This window comes from Acinetobacter sp. Ac_5812, assembly GCF_013072695.1.
Lineage (GTDB): Bacteria > Pseudomonadota > Gammaproteobacteria > Pseudomonadales > Moraxellaceae > Acinetobacter.
In genome coordinates, this window is record NZ_LXUK01000027.1 from 395,516 (window position 1) to 417,102 (window position 21,587).

The 21,587-nt window shown below is 40.9% G+C and carries 18 protein-coding genes; 9 read left to right on the plus strand and 9 right to left on the minus strand.

Features of this window, described 5'->3' with window-relative positions:
• Window positions 1–3: 3 nt before the first annotated feature.
• From minC to A7P55_RS22055, 5 genes are all read left to right on the plus strand, one after another.
• Entirely contained in the window at window positions 4–723 is a 720-nt protein-coding gene (gene minC, locus A7P55_RS22035; RefSeq protein WP_016164492.1) for a septum site-determining protein MinC, read from the plus strand.
• Window positions 724–797: 74 nt separating this feature from the next.
• Window positions 798–1,610 (plus strand): septum site-determining protein MinD, encoded by an 813-nt coding sequence (minD, locus tag A7P55_RS22040; protein ID WP_004805162.1) that lies wholly within the window; start codon window positions 798–800, stop codon window positions 1,608–1,610.
• A 2-nt stretch (window positions 1,611–1,612) separates the two neighbouring features.
• Window positions 1,613–1,885 (plus strand): cell division topological specificity factor MinE, encoded by a 273-nt coding sequence (minE, locus tag A7P55_RS22045; protein WP_004655180.1) that lies wholly within the window; start codon window positions 1,613–1,615, stop codon window positions 1,883–1,885.
• A 122-nt stretch (window positions 1,886–2,007) separates the two neighbouring features.
• On the plus strand, window positions 2,008–2,295 hold the full coding sequence (locus A7P55_RS22050; protein ID WP_171553821.1) for a PA4642 family protein: 288 nt from the start codon (window positions 2,008–2,010) through the stop codon (window positions 2,293–2,295).
• Between the two features lie 304 nt (window positions 2,296–2,599).
• Complete coding sequence (locus A7P55_RS22055) at window positions 2,600–4,516, plus strand: hypothetical protein (RefSeq protein ID WP_171553822.1); 1,917 nt, start codon at window positions 2,600–2,602, stop codon at window positions 4,514–4,516.
• A gap of 280 nt (window positions 4,517–4,796) precedes the next feature.
• Here A7P55_RS22055 and A7P55_RS22060 read toward each other — a convergent pair whose 3' ends face one another.
• The gene (locus A7P55_RS22060) at window positions 4,797–7,871 is read right to left on the minus strand and encodes a DNA translocase FtsK (RefSeq protein ID WP_171553823.1); all 3,075 of its coding nucleotides are present in this window, start codon (window positions 7,869–7,871) and stop codon (window positions 4,797–4,799) included.
• A gap of 252 nt (window positions 7,872–8,123) precedes the next feature.
• Between A7P55_RS22060 and trxB the strand changes: the two genes are divergently transcribed.
• The 4 genes from trxB to A7P55_RS22080 all read left to right on the plus strand — a co-directional run bounded on the left by trxB (window position 8,124) and on the right by A7P55_RS22080 (window position 12,409).
• Window positions 8,124–9,074, plus strand: a complete 951-nt coding sequence (gene trxB, locus A7P55_RS22065) for a thioredoxin-disulfide reductase (protein WP_004805153.1) — start codon at window positions 8,124–8,126, stop codon at window positions 9,072–9,074.
• Between the two features lie 116 nt (window positions 9,075–9,190).
• A complete protein-coding gene (locus A7P55_RS22070; protein WP_171553824.1) occupies window positions 9,191–10,747 on the plus strand; it encodes a class I SAM-dependent methyltransferase in 1,557 nt (518 codons plus the stop codon).
• Window positions 10,748–10,833: 86 nt separating this feature from the next.
• The gene (gene aat / locus A7P55_RS22075; RefSeq protein WP_171553825.1) at window positions 10,834–11,565 is read left to right on the plus strand and encodes a leucyl/phenylalanyl-tRNA--protein transferase; all 732 of its coding nucleotides are present in this window, start codon (window positions 10,834–10,836) and stop codon (window positions 11,563–11,565) included.
• 28 nt (window positions 11,566–11,593) lie between these two features.
• The gene (locus A7P55_RS22080) at window positions 11,594–12,409 is read left to right on the plus strand and encodes an arginyltransferase (RefSeq protein ID WP_004805148.1); all 816 of its coding nucleotides are present in this window, start codon (window positions 11,594–11,596) and stop codon (window positions 12,407–12,409) included.
• Here the strand turns inward: A7P55_RS22080 and rimI are convergent.
• The 8 genes from rimI to A7P55_RS22120 all read right to left on the minus strand — a co-directional run bounded on the left by rimI (window position 12,395) and on the right by A7P55_RS22120 (window position 21,346).
• Window positions 12,395–12,856 carry a ribosomal protein S18-alanine N-acetyltransferase gene (gene rimI / locus A7P55_RS22085; RefSeq protein ID WP_354667327.1) on the minus strand — a complete coding sequence of 154 codons (462 nt, stop codon included), beginning with the start codon at window positions 12,854–12,856 and terminating at the stop codon, window positions 12,395–12,397. The genes A7P55_RS22080 and rimI overlap by 15 nt on opposite strands.
• 93 nt (window positions 12,857–12,949) lie before the next feature.
• Window positions 12,950–13,834 carry a metal-dependent hydrolase gene (locus A7P55_RS22090; protein WP_171553827.1) on the minus strand — a complete coding sequence of 295 codons (885 nt, stop codon included), beginning with the start codon at window positions 13,832–13,834 and terminating at the stop codon, window positions 12,950–12,952.
• Window positions 13,835–14,058: 224 nt separating this feature from the next.
• Window positions 14,059–14,940 (minus strand): metal-dependent hydrolase, encoded by an 882-nt coding sequence (locus A7P55_RS22095; protein WP_159884804.1) that lies wholly within the window; start codon window positions 14,938–14,940, stop codon window positions 14,059–14,061.
• 309 nt (window positions 14,941–15,249) lie between these two features.
• Window positions 15,250–16,440 (minus strand): elongation factor Tu, encoded by a 1,191-nt coding sequence (tuf, locus tag A7P55_RS22100; protein WP_004802222.1) that lies wholly within the window; start codon window positions 16,438–16,440, stop codon window positions 15,250–15,252.
• 92 nt (window positions 16,441–16,532) lie between these two features.
• Window positions 16,533–18,671 (minus strand): elongation factor G, encoded by a 2,139-nt coding sequence (gene fusA / locus A7P55_RS22105; RefSeq protein ID WP_004805140.1) that lies wholly within the window; start codon window positions 18,669–18,671, stop codon window positions 16,533–16,535.
• A gap of 177 nt (window positions 18,672–18,848) precedes the next feature.
• Entirely contained in the window at window positions 18,849–19,319 is a 471-nt protein-coding gene (gene rpsG, locus A7P55_RS22110) for a 30S ribosomal protein S7 (RefSeq protein WP_004638185.1), read from the minus strand.
• Between the two features lie 159 nt (window positions 19,320–19,478).
• On the minus strand, window positions 19,479–19,853 hold the full coding sequence (rpsL, locus tag A7P55_RS22115) for a 30S ribosomal protein S12 (protein ID WP_004648013.1): 375 nt from the start codon (window positions 19,851–19,853) through the stop codon (window positions 19,479–19,481).
• Window positions 19,854–20,014: 161 nt separating this feature from the next.
• On the minus strand, window positions 20,015–21,346 hold the full coding sequence (locus A7P55_RS22120) for an EcsC family protein (RefSeq protein WP_171553828.1): 1,332 nt from the start codon (window positions 21,344–21,346) through the stop codon (window positions 20,015–20,017).
• Window positions 21,347–21,587: the final 241 nt, after the last annotated feature.

Here is a 21,587-nt window from a genome sequence, read left to right on the forward strand (position 1 = left end):
ATTATGGCTGATATACGGATTACGGGCAGAATGGTGAATTTTAGTCGACTGACTTTCGACACAAATGACCATAATGCAATCCGACAGCAACTTAGCGATACACTGAATGAAGGTTCTTATATCGGAACACTCGTCATTATTGATAGTACCGTTGAACAAGAGCTGATTGCTTTAATTCAGCTTTTAATTGATTTAGGGTTACAGCCGATGGCCGTCATTGATGGCATTTTGGGTGACGAAGCTCGTGCGATTCAATTTCCTGTTCTCCCTGCCGACCAGCCATTACAGCGCATCAAGGCATCCAAAGAACAGGTGGTTGATCATGCCCCTGCAAAAACAGTGGATAATGCTGCAATACAAACACCACAAAAAAATACATCGAATGCGTATATCACCTCTTATCATGATGAGATTTTGCGTACAGGCCAATGTTTGGTACAAGATCAGGGCGATATTATCTTAAATGCGGGTATGAATAGTGGATCAGAAGTGATTGCATCTGGAAATATTCACATTTATGGCAATGCTCGTGGTAGAGTCATTGCAGGCGCAGGTGGGCAAACTGCGGCACGTATTTTCTGCCATTCGCTCGAAGCAGAATTAATCTCTATTGCAGGGACTTATTGTGTAGCAGATGATATTCCCAAAGATATGATCAAAAAGCCTGTACATATTTATTTAAATAACAAGCAAGAACTTGAATTTGAAGCCTTGCAGTTTTAATTTATTGAATTGAGTTTTAAAAGCACCAAATAAGCCCTTTTAGGGGCGTATGACCATAAATAGGAGTGGATTCGGTGGCCAAAATTGTTGTCGTAACGTCAGGCAAAGGTGGTGTAGGTAAAACTACAACAAGCGCATCTTTTGCAACAGGTTTAGCCCTACGTGGTCATAAAACTGTTGTGATTGATTTCGATGTAGGTTTACGTAATCTAGATTTGATCATGGGCTGCGAACGCCGCGTAGTTTATGATTTCGTTAATGTTATTAATAATGAAGCACGTTTACAGCAAGCACTGATCCGTGATAAAGAGATTGAAAACTTATACATTCTCCCTGCATCACAAACACGTGATAAAGATGCCTTGAGCGATGAAGGTGTTGCACGTGTCATTGATGAACTTTCTCAAGAGTTTGATTACATTATCTGCGACTCTCCTGCGGGTATTGAACGTGGTGCGATTTTAGCAATGTATCATGCTGATGAAGCCATCATTGTAACTAACCCTGAAATTTCATCCGTACGTGACTCAGATCGTATTATTGGTATGCTAGACAGCAAGACCAAAAAAGTTGAACAAAACGAAGGTCGTATCCGTAAGCACTTATGTATTACACGTTTTAACCCAGAGCGTGCTGATAAACAAGAAATGCTTACAATCGATGATATTTCGAAAGATATTTTACGTGTGCCAACTTTGGGTGTCATCCCTGAGTGTCCGAGCGTACTTCAAGCATCAAATGAAGGTAAACCAGTGATTCTGTATACAGAAGAAAAAGCTGGGCAAGCTTATGATGACTTAGTGGCTCGCTTCCTTGGCGAAGACCGTCCTTATCGACACATTGCAGTACAGCCAAAAGGTTGGTTAGCTAGACTATTTGGAGCGTAATTATGGCAGGATTCTGGAGTAAACTTTTTAGCAGTGATGAAAAGCCATCAAGTGCACAAACTGCCAAAGATCGTTTAAAGGTAATTGTTGCCTCTGAACAAGGTTTAGGTCGTCGCCTAGGCCAAGACAAAATCGACCAAATGAAAAAAGAAATCATGCAGGTGGTGAGTCGTTATGTTCGTGGTGTGGATGAACAGCATATTCAGATGCAGGTTCGCTCAGAAGCAAATATCGAAATGTTAGAAATGAATATCAATTTACCTGAAGATCGATAGAAGTTTTTTCATTAGCGATTTTTCGCAAATAAAGGCAGAATACGCGGGTGGATTTGGAAAGTATGACTTTCCCCACTACAAGTATTTTGCCTTTATTATTTTATAAGACTGAGGAGATTGTCATGGCATTATCACAGCCAGCAACTTTCAATGAAGAGTGGTCAGATGAGCGTGTGTTTGCCTACCTTAACCAACTTCCTCCAACTGGCGTAAATGCTGACTTTCATGTGCTCTATCATGCATTCAAACATATGCGCCCAAATGACTATGAACGCTTAATTATCCAATTTTTAGCTGTTGATCGTGATCTCAATGCAACCAATCCAGAAGGTCAACGCATTCATGATGTGATTGCACAGTTCCCACGACAAAAAGATGGTTTCTTGGAAGTCTTGGCAAAATTTGCTTAAACAGCAATTTTTTCTGCAATCAAAATCTTGCGTGTTTTGGTTGCAGAGCATTATCCAGAGCACATTCCCTTCGATCACAGCCAAGCCATTTCTATGTATTGATCAATTTTATAGCTGCTGACGTTGTCTTATTTAATAATTTTTCTGCATCGCCTATTTTACTCTCCAAAATTTAAATCATAAATTTAATCAAAATTCATCCATCACTCCTCATTTGAGGAATAGGCATCTGTCTCTTGCTTGCATACATTAGAAATACTCAATCAATAAAACCCAGAAATTATTCCAATGAAGGGAAATATCTATGCAAAAACAATGTTCTATTCCAGCCTTACTGAGTTGTATGCTGGTTTTGACGGCTTGTGGAGGTGCAAGTAATGATGGAAATCCATCTTCCAACGCTACACCTCCCCCGACTCCAGCAACGCATGTAGTTAATGTTGATCTGTTGGGAGGACGTGTCATCCTTCCGATCGAGTTTATAGATGCTAAAACTGGAAAACGAATCACGCAAGAGGTTACATTAACGGCTTCTGATGATGTTACTGGCGATAATTTTTATGAAAATACCAACTTGAGTCGCACTGATAATAAGCATGCCACTGGTTCAACCACCATTTTTCTAAAAGCAGATGCAGTTAAAAATGCAAGCTTAGCAAATCCTGTTAAATTACGCCTCATCGCCAGTGCCGCTGGATATTTTAGTTCAAGCATTGATGTCCTCTATGACGGTTCAGTCCCAACATCCAAACGCATCAACTTAGTCAACAAAGCAGGACCACCGGTAGGCGTTGCTGTTGCAATACAAAAAAATGCCAAGGCTGATTCTACCGGAACACTGTCAACGACACTAGATCTGACAGCCACAACTACAGATGCGTTGTCCAAAAACGCGAGTGCGAGCTTTATTCTCCCCTCAGGTACCGTGCTGAAAGACCGTAACGGAGAGCCATTAACGGGTGATTTACAAGTCAGTATTGGTTACTTCAGCCCCAAAACTGCAAACCTTGGTGAAGTTTTTCCAGGGGGGCTAAATCCGGATCGTGTTCGCACGACATGGAATAATCAAACCAACTCATGGGATATGCAGGCTGGTTACTTTGTTACAGCAGGTCTGTTAGCCGTAGATATTTCTGATCAGCAGGGACGTAAAGCCCATCTATTGGAAAACGCACAAGCTGAAATGACCATTCAAGCGCCTGCGGGTCTTGTTAATCCTGAAACTAATCAGCCCATTCAAGATGGCGATAAAATCCCTGTCTGGAGTCATAGTGAAGCAAACGGCTTATGGCAAAAAGAATTGCTAGGTACTTTCAAACAAAATGCCACAGGTAATTTTGATGTGACCTATAAAGTGAAACATCTCTCTTACTGGAATTTAGACTGGCACTACAGTGAGGTATGCTCCTCCTTACCCATCAGTTTCAGCACACCGTTCCAAGTCTCTCCATATATTTATTTAGACGTAGATTTCTCAAGTTATGGTCGATATCTCACATTTTACTTAGGTCATTCTCAAGAATTCACAGGGCTTTATAATACGCCTCAAGATAAAGAAGTCACTTTTACCCTAAGAACCACAAAAGGGGAAATTGTAGGTCAAGGAATAAAACCAGCCCATTCATGTGATGCTGTCAATATCAAGGTGACTGGCAACCTGCCACAACCTCACCTTGTGTCCACTCAAGTTCTCTTAACAGCCCCTCAAGGTTTTAGCAAGGCCGAGATTAGTACGCTGCTCAATGGAATGAAGTCTTTAACGGATACGCAACGTGAAGCTATTCTTCAGTATACTCATCCAAATGATCCAGACGCGAAATTTAAACTCGATCAGACTGCCTACCAGAAACTAATGGATATTGCGCTTTCCCGTGGACAAGTTGCCAGCCTACAGACGCTCATGAGTATGCAGATTCAAGCTCAGGCCTATTTCCGAGGTTATGATCAAGACTGGACGTACTATAGAAAGCAGCTCTCCAATGCGGGGACAATGACACTCACTTTGCCACCAGATAAAGACATTATTTTCAGCAGTCAAAACACTACTTATCTAGATGGATATATTCAGAACAGCAGTGGCAATGGAAAATACTTTAGTATTCCTTTAAAATCACCCCATACCATCCAAAAAGATGAGCATCAAACTACGATTATTTTTGAAGATATGCATGCCATGCAACGCATATTGTCTTATTTAAATCATCAGCAAACCTCTAAATAGATCAGTCTTCTGCGCTTCTTAGACCTCTTAAATAAGAGGTCTAATTTTTTATTGAATCGGAACTTTTGTTTAAGACTTCTCCACACAATAAACACTCCACCAGCAACTTCATCAATTCATTGAGTAAAATTCTGAGCGGGACTTCAACCATAGATAAAAACAGTCTACAGGTACCATCTCAATGCGCTCAAATCAGCCCCACACACACAAAGCCAACAAGGAAATAAACGTAAAAAAGCCTCAAAATTGAGGCTTTTTATTGAACCATGTCTTGTTCAGCTTAAACTAGAATATCTCGCTTACCATTTGCGCCCATCGAGCTCACGATTCCGTTTTCTTCCATTTGGTCGATAATTCGTGCTGCACGGTTATAGCCCAAGCTAAATTTACGCTGTAACGATGAGGTTGATGCTTTACGTGTTTCGAGCACAAAGGAAACACATTGGTCATACAGTGCATCTCGGCTCGGATCACCATCCCCATCTTCAAAACCACGTGATGTCGGTTCTTCATCAAATGGCGTCAGGATTTCATCCACATAGTCTGGTTCACCACGTTCACGCCAAGCATCACAAATACGATTGACTTCATCATCGCTAATAAAGGCGCCATGCACACGCTCAGGTTCGATTTTACCCGGCCCAAGGAACAACATATCACCATGACCCAGTAAGTCTTCTGCACCACCCGCATCCAAAATAGTACGTGAGTCAATTTTACTGTTTACACGTAATGCAACACGGGTTGGAATATTGGCTTTAATTAAACCTGTAATGACGTCGACCGATGGACGCTGTGTTGCGAGCAGTAAATGAATTCCTGCTGCACGCGATTTCTGCGCCAGACGAGTAATCATTTCTTCGGCTTTTTTACCGACTTGCATGATCATGTCAGCAAACTCATCGGCAACAATTACAATCGATGGTAATGGTGCTAAACGTGGTGCACGCTCACCTACAACCGAATCACTGGCTTTCCAGGTTGGATCAATTAAATCGTCACCATTGGCAATCGCCTCTTCGACCTTACGGTTATAGTCACTGAGTTTACGAATTTTCAGGAAGGACATTAGCTTATAACGACGTTCCATTTCATTGACACACCAGTTTAAAGCACTGACTGCATCTTTCATGTCAGTGACCACAGGCGTTAACAAGTGCGGAATATCGTTATAGTTGGCTAATTCAAGCTGTTTTGGATCGATCAAAATCAAGCGTAACTGGTCTGGTGTATATTTCAGTAACATCGATAAAATCATCGAGTTCACTGCAACCGACTTACCAGAACCTGTGGTCCCCGCAACCAACATATGCGGTGCTTTGCCAAGGTCAGTAATGACAGGATTACCTGAAATGTCTTTACCCATCGCCATAGAGAGCAAACCCGCAGGGTCTTCAAAAGCTGGCGTTTTCAATAACTCAATCAACCGTACCATTTCACGGCTACTATTCGGCACTTCAATTCCGATATATGGTTTTCCTGCAATCACTTCAACCACACGAACAGATGCCATCGACATTGAACGTGCCAGATCACGTGAAATATTGGTCACTTTAGAGGCTTTTACACCCGGTGCAAGATCGAGTTCAAAGCGTGTTACGACTGGTCCCGGCTGGGCTTCGACCACCTGAGCCTTTACATTAAACTCTTGTAGTTTGATCTCCAAAAGCTCAGAAAGACGCGCGAGTTGCTCAGCGGTAAAATTGACCTTTTTGTTTGGATCAACTTCATCCAGTAATTCCAGACCTGGTAAAGTCGGTAGATCACGGCGTTTTTGCGCGACTTGCATGGCGCGTGACATCGGACGACCAAACGCATCTGTTAATGGTGCATCTAGGTCAAAATCATCTTCTATATCCAAATCTGCATCAGGATCAGCTTTACCTGCGGTTTCTTGCCATGCTTCGATAAAGGCTTCTTTAGACAGTGTTTCTTTTTGTGTTGGTGTTGAAACTTCAATCGGTGCTTTTACAAAAGCAGAGGATTGCGCATAACTGGTTGTTCGTGGTGAAGCCTGTTCACGCTCTTCTTCAACCAGAAGATCACTAAAATCATCCATATCCTCTGCAACAACACGATGTATCTCATCTTGCGTGATATTTTGGACAGGAGCAACTGTATGCGACTGTGCAACTGTTGGTCTCGCAGATTCAGTGATCAGTGCTTCAATATCAGCCTCAAACTCTTCTTCATCAACAGGACTGTTTGGATTTGCTTGAGGCTCATGGGTAAATGGCGTATGTAAATCTGTCGCCGTCTTACTATTTGGTACAGCAGCCAGCAACTCATCAAAAATTTGATCATCATTCCAATCTAAATTACTGTGATTGGATTTTTGTGTTGCCATCGCTACATCTGCATACTGTGCCGGAGCATGAGGAGCGTCATCCGCTGCTCTTAACAATGCATCAATTTCTTGCTTATGGCTCGCATCATCGCGCTGTAAAGCACGCCATACTTCACCTGTTTGAACCAAGCGTTGGCTTTCGGTTTCAAACTGGTGCGCACGTTGTAAAGTCTGTTCAAAATCTTCAATCTGCTCAGTTTGTACTGGCTGACTACCTTGTTGCTGCTCTTTGGCAAGCACATCGGCAAATAATTTTTCAGCCATCAACTGATGATGTGAATCATCAATTTTAATCAGTTTTGCTTGAACTTGATTCGCTTTAGCGTCACTCGTATCTGCTACAAGATCAGACTCAGTTTGTACTTTATTCTTAATTGCAGGTGTATCGGCAGCAGCTAATTGCTCAGTCAGATCATATGCAGATTCATTCTGTGGGACATTTTTGTAGAATAAATCTTGTAAATAAGCAGGTGTATTTTTCAGTGTGATCCACGTTTTGTTCCACTGAATGCCAAAGGCTAAAGTCAGTAATAAGATACTAAAAGCCAATAAGAATAAAGTTGCGCCATAGATGGTCAATAATTGGGATAAACTCTGCCCCAACTCATAACCAATGATACCACCCGCTGCATTATCCAAAGTATCTGCAGGTGTATTCCAATGCAGATACAACAAGCTAGAAATGGAGAGGATCAAGAAAAACTGTGCAGCATAACGAAATGGGCGATTTAAAAAGCTTCTTGGCCACCAGACTTGAATGGCTTCAATAAACAAGAACAGAGGAATCAGCAAACTTGCCCATCCCAAAAAACCAAACAGTAAATCTGCGATCCAAGCACCTGCTACACCGCTGGCGTTTGAAACCTGCTGGGTATCACTGGAAATATGCATCCAGCCCGGATCAAATGGTGTATAGGTTACTGTGGCAAGAAATAAATAAATGCCAAAAGAAATCAAAAATAATGTCATTAAAAAGCGTTGTGCATAAACACTTGACACCGCAGTCATATACAGTCCTGTAACCCAATTCGTTATTTGTTAGTATCTTTCAAGGCCCAAAATGCCTTAATCAATAAGTTTTATATTATGCACTCGTTCTTACAAAAAAGATGCACGATTGTTTACTGTTGTTGTTAACATCCTGCTCGGATATAGCTCAATTCGATTGAGTTAATCAATATTATCCCGATGGATTTAAACCACTCCGCTCTGGATTCACGTATAATTTTAGCAGTTTTGATATAAAAAGGATGTTCTTTAATGAGCGCTCGTCACTCACGGTTAATTATTTTGGGTTCTGGTCCTGCAGGCTATAGCGCAGCAGTCTATGCTGCACGTGCTAACCTCAAGCCAACACTGATTGCGGGTTTGCAATTAGGTGGTCAATTAACAACGACCACTGAAGTTGACAACTGGCCAGGTGACCCAGAAGGATTAACTGGTCCTGTACTTATGGAACGTATGCAAGCTCATGCAGAACGTTTCGGTACAGAAATTGTCTACGATCATATCAATGAAGTAGATCTTAAAACTCGTCCATTCGTACTCAAAGGCGATATGGAAGAGTACACGTGTGATGCGTTGATTATTGCAACAGGTGCAACTGCACAATACCTAGGTCTTGAATCTGAAGCTGCGTTTATGGGCCAAGGTGTAAGCGCATGTGCAACCTGTGATGGTTTCTTCTATAAGAACCAAAATGTCATGGTTGTGGGTGGTGGTAACACAGCAGTTGAAGAAGCACTTTATCTTTCTAATATTGCAGCGCATGTCACCCTTGTTCACCGTCGTGACAGCTTACGTTCTGAAAAGATTTTACAAGACCACCTTTTTGCCAAAGAAAAGGAAGGCAAAATCAGTATTATCTGGAACCATCAAGTAGATGAAGTCTTGGGTGACAAAACCGGCGTAACGGCTGTTCGTATTCAATCAACCCAAGATTCAAGCACGCAAGATGTGCAAGTTCAAGGCTTGTTTGTTGCGATCGGACATAAACCGAATACAGGTATGTTTGATGGCCAGTTAAATCTTCGTGATGGCTATATCCAAGTGCATAGCGGCACTGCGGGTAATGCAACTGCTGCCTCTATTGAAGGCGTATTTGCTGCAGGTGATGTGGCGGATAGTATCTATCGCCAAGCGATTACTTCAGCGGGCTCAGGCTGTATGGCAGCATTAGATGCAGAGAAATATCTCGATAATCTAAACTAATTAGGCCAATATTGAAAAACCACCAATCTTTGGTGGTTTTTTTTTGCGAGTATCCATACAATCGAAAAATTGACGGCTTTTTAAACATATCAACAATCAGTCTATAGGATATATCAATGACAACGACCTGGACGAACGGCTACCAAACTGAAGTAAATTATACCTACGGTTATTATCGAGACCTCAGCCCGAATTTCCAAAAGTTTTGCTTACTTTTAAATGGCATCGATAGTCCAGATTTTCAGGAAAATCATAATCATTGTGAACTTGGCTTTGGTCAAGGTGTCAGTATTAATATTCATGCAACCTGTAATGAAGCTGCATTCTACGGTACGGATTTCAATCCGGCACATGCAGCACATGCCAATCAACTGGCCGAACAAACCCAAACTGAACATTATTTCTATGATGATAGTTTTGAAGAGCTGCTTAATCGTTCTGACCTCCCCATGTTTGATTCGATCAGCCTACATGGAATTTGGAGCTGGATCAGCTATGAAAATCAGCACATTATTCTCAAATTTATTCGTAAATTCTTAAAACCCAATGGTATTGTCTATATCAGCTATAATTGCGTTACCGGTTGGGCTGCCAATATGCCAATTCGCGAACTGTTCCATAGCCATTTTAAGTTTAATAGCAAAAGTACCAATCCTCTGCAAAAGGTCAATGAAGCCCTGACCTTCAGTGAAGATTTACTTAAGCAAAATCCAATTTTTGCGCAACGCAATCCCAATGCCGTACAAAAAGTTGCTGATTTAAAACAGCAAAATCCGAATTATTTGATTCACGAATACCTCAATCAAGATTGGCAATGTTTTTCCTTCCAGCAAATTGTCCGTATTCTGGATGAAATCAAACTATCCTATGCAGGTTCAACCGATTTAAATACACATCTCGATAACATCAATTTTTCAGAACAGCACCAAGCTTTTTTGAATGCCATTGAGCACCCTATTTTTAAAGAACAATGCCGCGACTATTTTGCCAACACGCAATTTAGACGAGACTTGTTTATTCGAGGTAAAAATAACTTAACCCCATTACAAGCACAGGAACGACTGCGCAACACGGCCTTTGTGTTACTTACAGCCAAAGAACAACTACCAACCAGTATCAGTGGACTATTAGGCACCTTTAATTTAATTGAAGAAATTTATCTGCCCATCGGTGATAAATTTGCAAAGGAAAACTATCAACCACTGACCATTTTTGAACTGGAACAAAGTCTGCCAGATCTCAACTATGCAAAAATTCTCAATGCTTTAGTCATTCTATCGCACCTTGGTTTAGCTCAACCTTGCCAAAACTTAGACCCGAAGCAACAAACTTTAGAGCAATCCCAACGTTTAAATCACTATTTATTAAAGCAAGCGAGTTTTCATCAGAACTATAATGTCCTGATTAGCCCAATTACAGGAATCGGTATTCCAACTGAGCATTTCCATCAACTGTTCTATCGTGCACATTTCATTGATGGTTTAACATCAACAAGTGAATTTGCACAATATGTACAGGATGCAATCAGCCAACTCAATTGGTTAGTCTTGGACAGCGAAGGTAAAACAGTATCAGACAAAGAAAAGAGTCTTGAAATTATTCAAACTAAAGCTCAACTTTTCCTCGACAGTAAAAAATTAGAAATTGCTAAGCATTTACGTTTGTTTAATTAATCTCGTATAGGGAGTGGCTCTGCTAATGATTGCCATTCCCTATAACTTCAGTTAGCTTAGAATTAATCTTATTAATTTTTTATGCTATGCAACAACTCCCACCCTCGCAATATATTTTCCCGAATCCAATCGAAGCCGATCCTGAAGGACAAGGATTTATTTGTATTGGTGCAGACCTGTCCCCCTCTACTTTATTTGAAGCCTACACACATGGGCTGTTCCCTTGGTTCAATGAAGACGAGCCAATTTGCTGGTGGAGTCCTGAACCTCGTTGCGTTATCGAGCCACATACTTACAAACCCAGTAAATCTTTAATTCGGAATATGAAAAAGTACGATTATCGAATTACGATTAATCATGCTTTTGAGCAAGTGATTCGCTCATGCTCAATGCCGCGTAGCTATGCCAATGAAACCTGGATTAGTGAAGATATCATCGAAGGCTATTGCGCATTATTTCAAGCGGGTTATGCTTATAGTATTGAAGTCTGGCAGCAGGATAAATTGGTTGGGGGACTGTATGGTGTCAGTGTTGGCAAAGGCTGCTTTGGAGAGTCGATGTTTAGTACTGAAACTGACGTTTCTAAAATGGCTTTCTATACCTTAATGTTGATTGGGCAAGAAAATCAGTTGCCGTGGATTGATTGCCAATTGGTCAATGATCACCTTTTAAGCCTCGGTGCTAGTACACTTTCTCGCCAAGCCTATCTTAAATCGTTACAAGATGTAATTATTGCCCCCTCTATCAATTGGAAAAGTTATCAAGAACGTGTATTTTCAAGTAAAACAATAGCAGTTTTTGCAAAATTAGACGGTTAACGGATTAACACCTTGGAGGGACAGATTAATGAAATCATATCAACCCAAGTCCCTTTTAAATGACTTACAGTACTATATTACGCCACCGCACGACTGCAGTTATCTTGATAACAAATCAGCTCGAATGGTGTTCCTAGATCCAATTCACCGTATCGATGTGGTGACTTTGTCAGAACTTTCTCGCGTTGGTTTTCGTCGTAGCGGTGATTTTGTCTATCGTCCTGAATGTCACTTATGTCGCCAATGCTTATCTTGCCGTGTTCCCGTTCAAGAATTTAAAATGAACAGCAGCCAAAAAAAAGCATGGAAACGCAATCAAGATTTGCAAATGAGTATTTTGCCGACCTCGCAAGCCACTCAACAACACTACGACCTATATGAACGTTATATCAATGAGCGTCACTCAGATGGTGATATGTACCCTGCCAGTCTGGATCAGTTTGAAAAATTTCTGGTGCATAGCTGCACAGAAAGTTTCTTTATTGAACTTTGGAAAGACCAAAAACTGATTGGTGTTTCAACCTGTGATTTAATGGATGACGGGCTGTCAGCAGTCTATACCTTCTTTGATCCAGATGAACAACGTCGCTCTTTAGGTGTATTTGCGATCCTTAAACAAATCGAATATGTACGTACATTGAACCTCGACTATTTATACCTAGGTTATTGGGTGCCACATTCACCCAAAATGAATTATAAATCGCAATATACGCCACTTGAATTATTGCTTGATGGGCAATGGCGTCGGCTTAATCGCCCACTCTCTGAAAATGAGATCCATCAGCTTGGAAATTCATTAATGAGTACACTACCTTCTGAATGGAATAATTTAATTATTAAATAACGCTGCAAAATCATCCGTGCATGTTTTGACCATAATAACAGCATGCTCTCTTGAACCATCGGGATTTGGATAATAATTTTTACGCAAATCAATTTGGTGAAAACCTGCCTTTTCATACAAACGAATTGCGGCTGTATTACTCTCACGAACTTCCAGAAAAATCTGGATCGGGTTATTTTTTAATTGCTGAATTGAACTTTCTAATAATTCATAACCCAGTCCTTTGCCCTGTTGGCTTGGGTGAATCGCCATCAACAATAAATTCGCTTCATCCAAAACTGGCTGCAAAATACAGAAACCCACCACTTGATTGGCTTGCTCATACACCGTACATTGATAAGAGGCGAAGGATTCCTGAAACTGTTGCTTCGACCATGGGTGTGTTTGAACTAAAGCCTCAATTGCAGAAACACGATCTAAATCTTTTTCTTGCATCAATCGAATCACGATCTGCTACTCTATAAAATACTGCTGCAGATTATCAGCAATTTAAAACAAAATTTGAATAAAAAAATGGGCAGTTTTAACTGCCCATTGAAGTTAACTTAGATTAAAACCCAATTCAGCACGCCATTTATTCAACAACACAGTAGTATCTTGATCGTTTGGGTGAAATTTCGGTCTTAAAAAATCCAATAAGGTTGGAATTTGGCGAGTCATAAAGCCTTTATAACCATACATAAACTTGATCATGTATTTGGTATCACGCCATGTTAATTTGCCGTCAGTTCGCAAAAGTTTTGCCGTGAAATAAGATTGAGTGATAAAGATCAAACCCATCGCAATGACCAAAGCCAATGAACGCATAAAATACGCTTTAGGGCCTTGTCCATACATAGCTTCATAGACATCAAAGGCAACTGCCTTATGTTCATTTTCTTCTACTGCATGCCACATCCATAAATGGTACATGGTTTGATCCATAAACATGGCTTGGATGTCTGGATTACTCAACAACTCTTCGGCAATCGTAGAAGTAAAGTGCTCTAAGGCACAAGTTCCAGTAAGCCCAATCATCTCTTTACTAAAACCAAATGGTTTTAGTAATTTAGAAGCAACGCCTATGGTGCGATTAATCAAACGTCCTGTTTGAGCCTCTAACTCACGAACATCATAACCGTAAGCTTGAGCTGAAGCATTAAAAGCCAAATGCTCTTTGGAATGCATCGCTTCTTGACCAATAAAGGCACTAATTTCTTTCTGCAGTCGCTGATCCGCCAATTTAGGATCATTACGTACTGCACGGGTACTATTCACAAAGAATTGCTCACCTTCAGGAAATAGTGCCGAAAGCGCAGTCATAAAATGTGTGAGTGCAGCGTCACCATTGGCCCAATAACGTGGAACCTCACCAAATTCAAAATCCATTCGGCGTACGGGAAAGCTGGCGCCAGCACGGTTTGAAATATTAACTTTAGCATTCATACCCTGTTCTCCTATACGATGAATACGCTTCATTGATTATTTTCTATACTTTATTTATACGCCCTTTTCAGCGCATTCAATAAGTGCAGATAAGGTCATAAAAGCATCATCTTAGGACATGTCGCCTTGCTCAAAATCCTGTATGAAATGAATGATTAAAATAAAAAAGGGAACAAAATTTATTGTCCCCTTTTCAGGAATTTCGAGACGAGAATAAGGAGAATTTACAGACCTAATTTTGCCTTCCAATCTTGCAATAATTGCACAGTATCTAAGTCATTAGGATGGAAACCTGGCTTGAAATACGCCAACATTTCACCCGCCATTCCAGAGATAATTCCTTTCGACGGACTATAGGCATATTCATAAATCATACCGAGCTCTTTGAGATTTAATTTTCCATCATCTTTCAAGAGCTTCAATACAAATGAAGATTGAGTCAAGAAAATTGCAACCATCGAAACGACCAGTGCAGTATTACGTAATGCGTAGGCCTTTACGCCACGACCAAAAATTTCTTCATACACATCATAAGCAACTGCTTTATGCTCATTTTCTTCTACTGCATGCCATAACCACATATATTCCATAGTCTTGTCTTGCATTAACTCTTGAATATGCGGATTACGCAATAATTCTGACGCAATGGTTGCAGTAAAATGTTCGAGTGCTGTCGTTGCGGTCAAATCCACCATTTCTTGTGTCATACCGAATGGCTTAACCAATTTAGCAAATAGTTTACGGCCTGTTTGAATCACGACACCTGTTCTTCGTTCAAGTGTCTCAACATCATGGCCATACTTCTGAGCTGAAGCATTGAAGTTGACATGCTCTTGGGTATGCATTGCCTCTTGACCAATAAAAGCACTAATTTCTTTTTGCAATTTTTCATTGTCTTTAATGGCTGGGTGATAACGTACAGCACGCACTGAATCAATAAATAGTTTTTCACCATCTGGAAATAGTGCAGATAAACCTGTCATAAAATGAGTTAATCCAGCAGAACCACTGACCCAATATTCAGGAACTTCATTAAAATCAAAATTCATACGACGTACTGGGAAACTTGCACCTGCACGGTTTGAAACATTCACTTTAGCATTCATGCTGCCTACTCCTTTTCAGTGGAAAATCTCCACTGAGTACTTTTGTTCGTTTTCTTGAGTTTTATATTACGGTTTTATACGAATCAATTAAGTGCAGTTTGGGACAGCGTATTATCAGTTTAGGACATGAGGAGGAAATTTTAATTGAGTATTAAAATTTTCGACGCAAGAGAAAAGAAGTGATAAGTGCAACTACTTTTCAGACCTAAAAGAAAAATTTAATTGAATATTCGGATTTTAGATATAAGAAAAGAAACCACAGACATAAAAAAACACCCCAGAGGGGTGTTTTTTTATCACTCTAAGCGATTATGCAGTTACTTTAGCAACAACACCAGCGCCTACAGTACGACCACCTTCACGGATCGCAAAACGTAGACCTGGGTCCATTGCGATCGGGTGGATTAACTCTACTGACATCTCAACGTTGTCACCAGGCATTACCATTTCTACGCCATCTTGTAATTTGATCGCGCCAGTTACGTCAGTTGTACGGAAGTAGAACTGTGGACGGTAACCGTTAAGGAATGGAGTATGACGACCACCTTCTTCTTTAGAAAGTACGTATACTTCTGCATCGAATTTAGTGTGCGGCTTGATTGTACCTGGCTTAGCAAGTACTTGACCACGTTGTACGTCTTCACGCTTAGTACCACGAAGAAGAACACCACAGTTCTCGCCTGCACGACCTTCGTCAAGCAATTTACGGAACATTTCTACGCCAGTTACAGTTGTCTTAACCGTATCTTTGATACCTACGATTTCAACTTCTTCACCAACTTTTACGATACCAGCTTCTACACGACCAGTTACAACTGTACCACGGCCTGAGATAGAGAATACGTCTTCGATTGGCATCAAGAATGCTTTATCGATAGCACGTTCTGGCTCTGGGATGTAAGAGTCAAGTGCAGCAACTAAATCGATTACAGCTTTCTCGCCATAAGGACCATCGTTACCGTTTAATGCTTGAAGCGCTGAACCACGGATGATTGGAGTGTCATCACCTGGGAAGTCATAAGTAGAAAGAAGTTCACGAACTTCCATTTCTACTAATTCAAGTAATTCTTCATCATCAACAAGGTCACACTTGTTCAAGAATACGATGATGTAAGGTACACCAACCTGACGTGAAAGAAGGATGTGTTCACGAGTTTGTGGCATTGGACCATCAGTCGCAGCACATACAAGGATCGCGCCGTCCATCTGAGCAGCACCAGTAATCATGTTTTTAACATAATCGGCGTGGCCCGGGCAGTCTACGTGAGCGTAGTGACGGATTGGAGAATCGTATTCTACGTGTGAAGTATTAATTGTAATACCACGTGCTTTTTCTTCAGGAGCTGAGTCGATTTGTGAGTAATCTTTCGCTTCACCGCCGTAAGTTTTTGCACAGATAGTTGCAATCGCAGCAGTTAAAGTTGTTTTACCATGGTCAACGTGACCAATTGTACCCACGTTTACGTGTGGTTTATTACGTTCAAACTTGGCTTTAGCCATGATGATCTTCCTTTATAAACTGCTCATGAGGGTCGCCCATGAGCACTTGGTTTTTTAACTAAATTTAGTTGGGTAATATAGTAATCGAAAGATTACTCGTCGTCACCTTTTTTACCGCCAGCTTGGAACTTAGCGATGATGCCTTCAGCCACGTTACGTGGTGTTTCAGCGTATTTAGCGAATTCCATAGAATAAGTCGCACGACCTTGAGACATAGAACGCATTTGAGTCGCGTAACCAAACATCTCAGCCAATGGAACTTCTGCTTTAATTGCTTTTGTTCCACCAGGAAGATCGTCCATACCTTGAACCATACCACGACGACGGTTTAAGTCACCCATGATATCGCCCATGTAGTCTTCTGGAGTTTCTACTTCAACTTTCATGATTGGTTCAAGAAGGATAGGATCAGCTTTCATGAAACCGTCACGGAAAGCGTATGAACCTGCCATTTTGAACGACAATTCGTCAGAGTCGACATCATGGTAAGAACCATCGAATAATGTCGCTTTGATACCCACAACAGGATAACCAGCCAATACACCATTCTTCATACGTTCTTGAATACCTTTATCAACCGCACCAAAGAATTCTTTAGGTACTGTACCGCCGACAACTTCTTCAGCGAATTGGTATTCTTTACCAGCTTCTTCAACATCCATAGGCTCTAAACGAACATATACATGACCGAATTTACCTTTACCACCTGTTTGACGAACAAACTTACCTTCTTGCTCAACAGACTTTTTGATCGTTTCACGGTAAGCAACCATTGGTTTACCAATGTTCGCTTCAACACCGAATTCACGCTTCATACGGTCAACGATGATGTCAAGGTGAAGCTCACCCATACCAGCAATAATGGTTTGACCAGATTCTTCATCTGTACGAACGCGGAATGATGGATCTTCTTTAGCCAAACGACCTAAAGCAATTGACATTTTTTCTTGGTCAGCTTTAGTTTTTGGTTCAACAGCCAATGAAATTACTGGCTCTGGGAATTCCATACGCTCAAGTGTAATGATGTTTTTCTCATCACATAATGTATCACCCGTCGTAACGTCTTTAAGACCTACACACGCTGCGATATCACCTGCACGGATTTCATCAAGATCTTGACGTTCGTTCGCATGCATTTGCACGATACGACCGATACGTTCACGCTTAGATTTAACTGGGTTATAAACCGGATCACCTTGTTTAAGAACACCAGAATAAACACGTACGAATGTTAAGTTACCTACGAACTTATCGTTCATGATTTTGAACGCAAGTGCAGAGAACGGAGCTTCGTCAGATGCTTCACGAGATGCTTTAGTTTCATCTTTGTCGTCAAGAATACCTTCAATTGCTTTAACTTCTGTTGGAGAAGGCAAGAATTGAATTACAGCATCCAACATACGTTGAACACCTTTGTTCTTGAACGCTGAACCACAAAGCATAACTTGGATTTCAGACGCCAAAGTACGAGTACGTAAACCAGCGATGATTTCTTCTTTAGAAAGATCGCCTTCTTCTAGGTACTTGTCCATTAACTCTTCAGATGCTTCAGCCGCAGCTTCAACCATCTTAGTACGCCATTCGTTCGCAGTATCAACGAGGTCAGCAGGAATATCACCGTATTCAAACTTCATACCTTGAGATGCTTCATCCCAGATAATCGCTTTCATTTCGATGAGGTCAACAACACCTGCAAACGTATCTTCTGCACCAATTGGCACAACGATAGGCACAGGATTACCGCCTAGACGAGTTTTAACTTGATCAACAGCACGGAAGAAGTTTGCACCAGTACGGTCCATCTTGTTCACGAACGCTAAACGAGGCACTTTATATTTGTTCGCTTGACGCCATACAGTTTCAGACTGAGGTTGTACGCCACCAACAGCACAGTAAACCATGCACGCACCATCAAGAACACGCATAGAACGTTCAACTTCGATTGTGAAGTCTACGTGTCCCGGTGTATCGATTACGTTGATACGGTGTTGTGGGAATTGGCTACTCATACCTGACCAGAAACAAGTCGTTGCAGCAGAGGTAATTGTAATACCACGCTCTTGCTCTTGTTCCATCCAGTCCATTGTTGCTGCACCATCGTGTACTTCACCAATTTTGTGAGATACACCTGTGTAGAACAAAATACGTTCTGTTGTAGTTGTTTTACCTGCGTCAATGTGCGCAGAAATACCGATGTTACGGTAATTACTAATTGGGGTTTGGCGAGCCATGATGTCTACATTCCTAAATGTTATATTTAAAACAGGACGCATCAATTAAATTGATGCGCACAAATATCCAAGCAGGCAACTTAAATACCCGCAAAGCCCCCACTTTGGTAAAGAGCGATGTTGAATCGAGCTGCGGTACGCATGAATATTCTCCTGATTAGGGACTGTTTTATCCGCTTAGAAACGGTAGTGAGAGAAGGCTTTGTTGGCTTCAGCCATACGATGCACGTCTTCACGTTTTTTGATCGCTGCACCTTTACCTTCAGCTGCATCAAGCAACTCACCAGCAAGACGTAAAGCCATCGTTTTTTCAGAACGCTTAGCAGCAGCATCTACTAACCAACGCATAGCTAAAGCAGTACGACGGGATGGGCGTACTTCCATAGGTACTTGATAAGTAGCACCACCAACACGGCGTGCTTTTACTTCGACCATAGGACGAACTTTTTCAAGAGTAGTCTCGAAAAATTCAACTGGGTCTACTTTGTTTTTTTCTTGAACACGTTCTAAAGCACCGTAAACGATACCTTCAGCAACAGATTTTTTACCATCTTGCATTACGTGGTTCATGAATTTAGCGATTGTTTGGCTGCTAAATTTTGGATCTGGAAGGATCTCACGAGCAGCGACTACGCGACGTCTTGGCATTTTAATACACCTAATAATATGACACTTCAGGATAATCCAGCAGTTTGTACGAGTGTCATGTACTTTCGCTGGCCTTACTATACGTCGCTTGAATTACAAAACTATGAAGAATTCAAACAAGCGAAACGCTAAAGGGTTGTTTGGACTAGTTTCCTAGAATTACTTCTTAGGACGCTTAGTACCGTATTTAGAACGTGACTGGTTACGATCTTTAACGCCAGCACAGTCTAAAGAACCACGAACGGTATGGTAACGTACACCTGGTAAGTCTTTAACACGACCACCACGGATAAGAACAACACTGTGCTCTTGTAGGTTATGACCTTCACCACCGATATAGCTAGATACTTCAAAACCTGAAGTTAAGCGAACACGGCAAACCTTACGCATTGCTGAGTTAGGTTTTTTAGGTGTAGTAGTATAAACACGTGTACATACACCACGACGTTGTGGACAAGCCTTCAACGCAGGAACTTTAGATTTTTCAATCAAAGTTGTACGACCCTTACGGATCAACTGATTTGTTGTTGCCATTTGGCAATTCTCCCGTTATTAAACAACCTTAAAAAAAAGAAAAGAACCTCTTTTTAAGGGCACATAATTGTAAGCTAAGAAGTAAAAATGGTCAACATTTCAAGTGTCGACCATTTCTGATGTTTGTTGTGTTTTTTATGTCTAAAACATTACAACCAGATTTAGCTATGTTTTGTTGAGGCAGGTTCTATATCAATTGATTTTTGCTCAGCCTCAATATCCTCAAAAGTTTCATCTTGCTGCGCTTTTAATGCAGGCTGTTGTTCTGCATGGGGATGTTCAACCACATGCTGTTCTGCAAGCTGTTGAATTCCCTCTTCTACCTCGTCATCTACAGCGACTGTCGAAGCTTTATTTGCTTTCACTTGCACCGTCACTTTAGTAATCACATCATTCTGTTCATCTGATGCGGTGGTTTTGTTGGCTTCTGCTGCTGCACTTAATAAACGTGGGCTCGCCTTTTTCAGCAAAGCTTCCGCTTTAAAATATGCATCTAGTGGCGAAATTTTTTCATGGGGATGTTCATTGATATAGAAGCGAGCTGCACCAAAAATAGATTGCGATTTGTGCCCAACATCTTCTAATAGTCTCCAACTATAGAAACCACCCAGCGCTGCACCTGCAACAGGTGTCAATTTACTAAGCACAGATGCTTGAGGAATCCGATTGAGCCAGTTCCATTTAAACTCACCACTTTCATCCACCAACCATTTTTTCACCAACTCAATATCATTATTTGAACCTAACAATTGTTGAAACTGTTGCAAGTCATGTGTTTCCAACATGGATTTCAATGCTTTTAATGCAACTAATAAGGTTTGTTTCTCCGCAACCAAACTCAAATCAATTTCTTTAAAGATGAAGGCAACGATTTCTTGGTCAGTATCTTCAGATAAATCAAAACCGTGTGAACGACCTGTTTGATATATCGTTCTCAAAGTCAAAACAATAGATGCTGGAATATCAATCGCCGCACCCCAGACACCCGTTGCACCGGTAATCGCACCTTGCGCTGCAGCTAATAATTTATTTTGCTCAATCAATGCCTGACTTAGTCGCTGTGAACGCCCAGTATCTGTGGTCAGTTCCATAATATCTTTCACCCCTGCTTCCTCAAGGATTTTTTCAGTCAGGGAACTATTCGAACTAAACTCATTTAACCATTGGAATAAATAATCTGAGACTTTATCACCCAAATCTGGTGAAACAAACGAAGCCACATTATTCACTCGGTTATAATGACGACCTAACAATTGATGGGATAATTTTGGAAATTGTTGACGTAGCATTTGTTGAGGATTTTCATATTTTTCGACCTCAAATGGACTTTTGAAACGTGCTTTTCCTTCAACAATATTGGATGAATTCGCAAGTTCTGCACCCGATGTGGTTGGGGCAACTTGAAATTTCTGTAGTTCAGAACTGAGCTTTTTAGCCACTCCAAAGGCTTGTGCAAATAAACCTGAAGATTGCTTGTTTTTAGATTTTGTCATCAAGTACCTCTGTTGTGTAATCTGTGCATTTCTAGGTAAATACTAGGTTGAATGTAGATTTATCTCAACTTTTATCTGTGTTCTTTCTTTACGTTTCGTCACAACATCGCGAATATTTACGAATCTTTACACAACTGGAAATAGGCATAAGATTTGCCATAAGAAATAAAAAACCTTTCTGCTATCATGGTGTCATTCACTCATAAGCCATTTTAATCGTTATTTTTCTCCTGATTTGTAT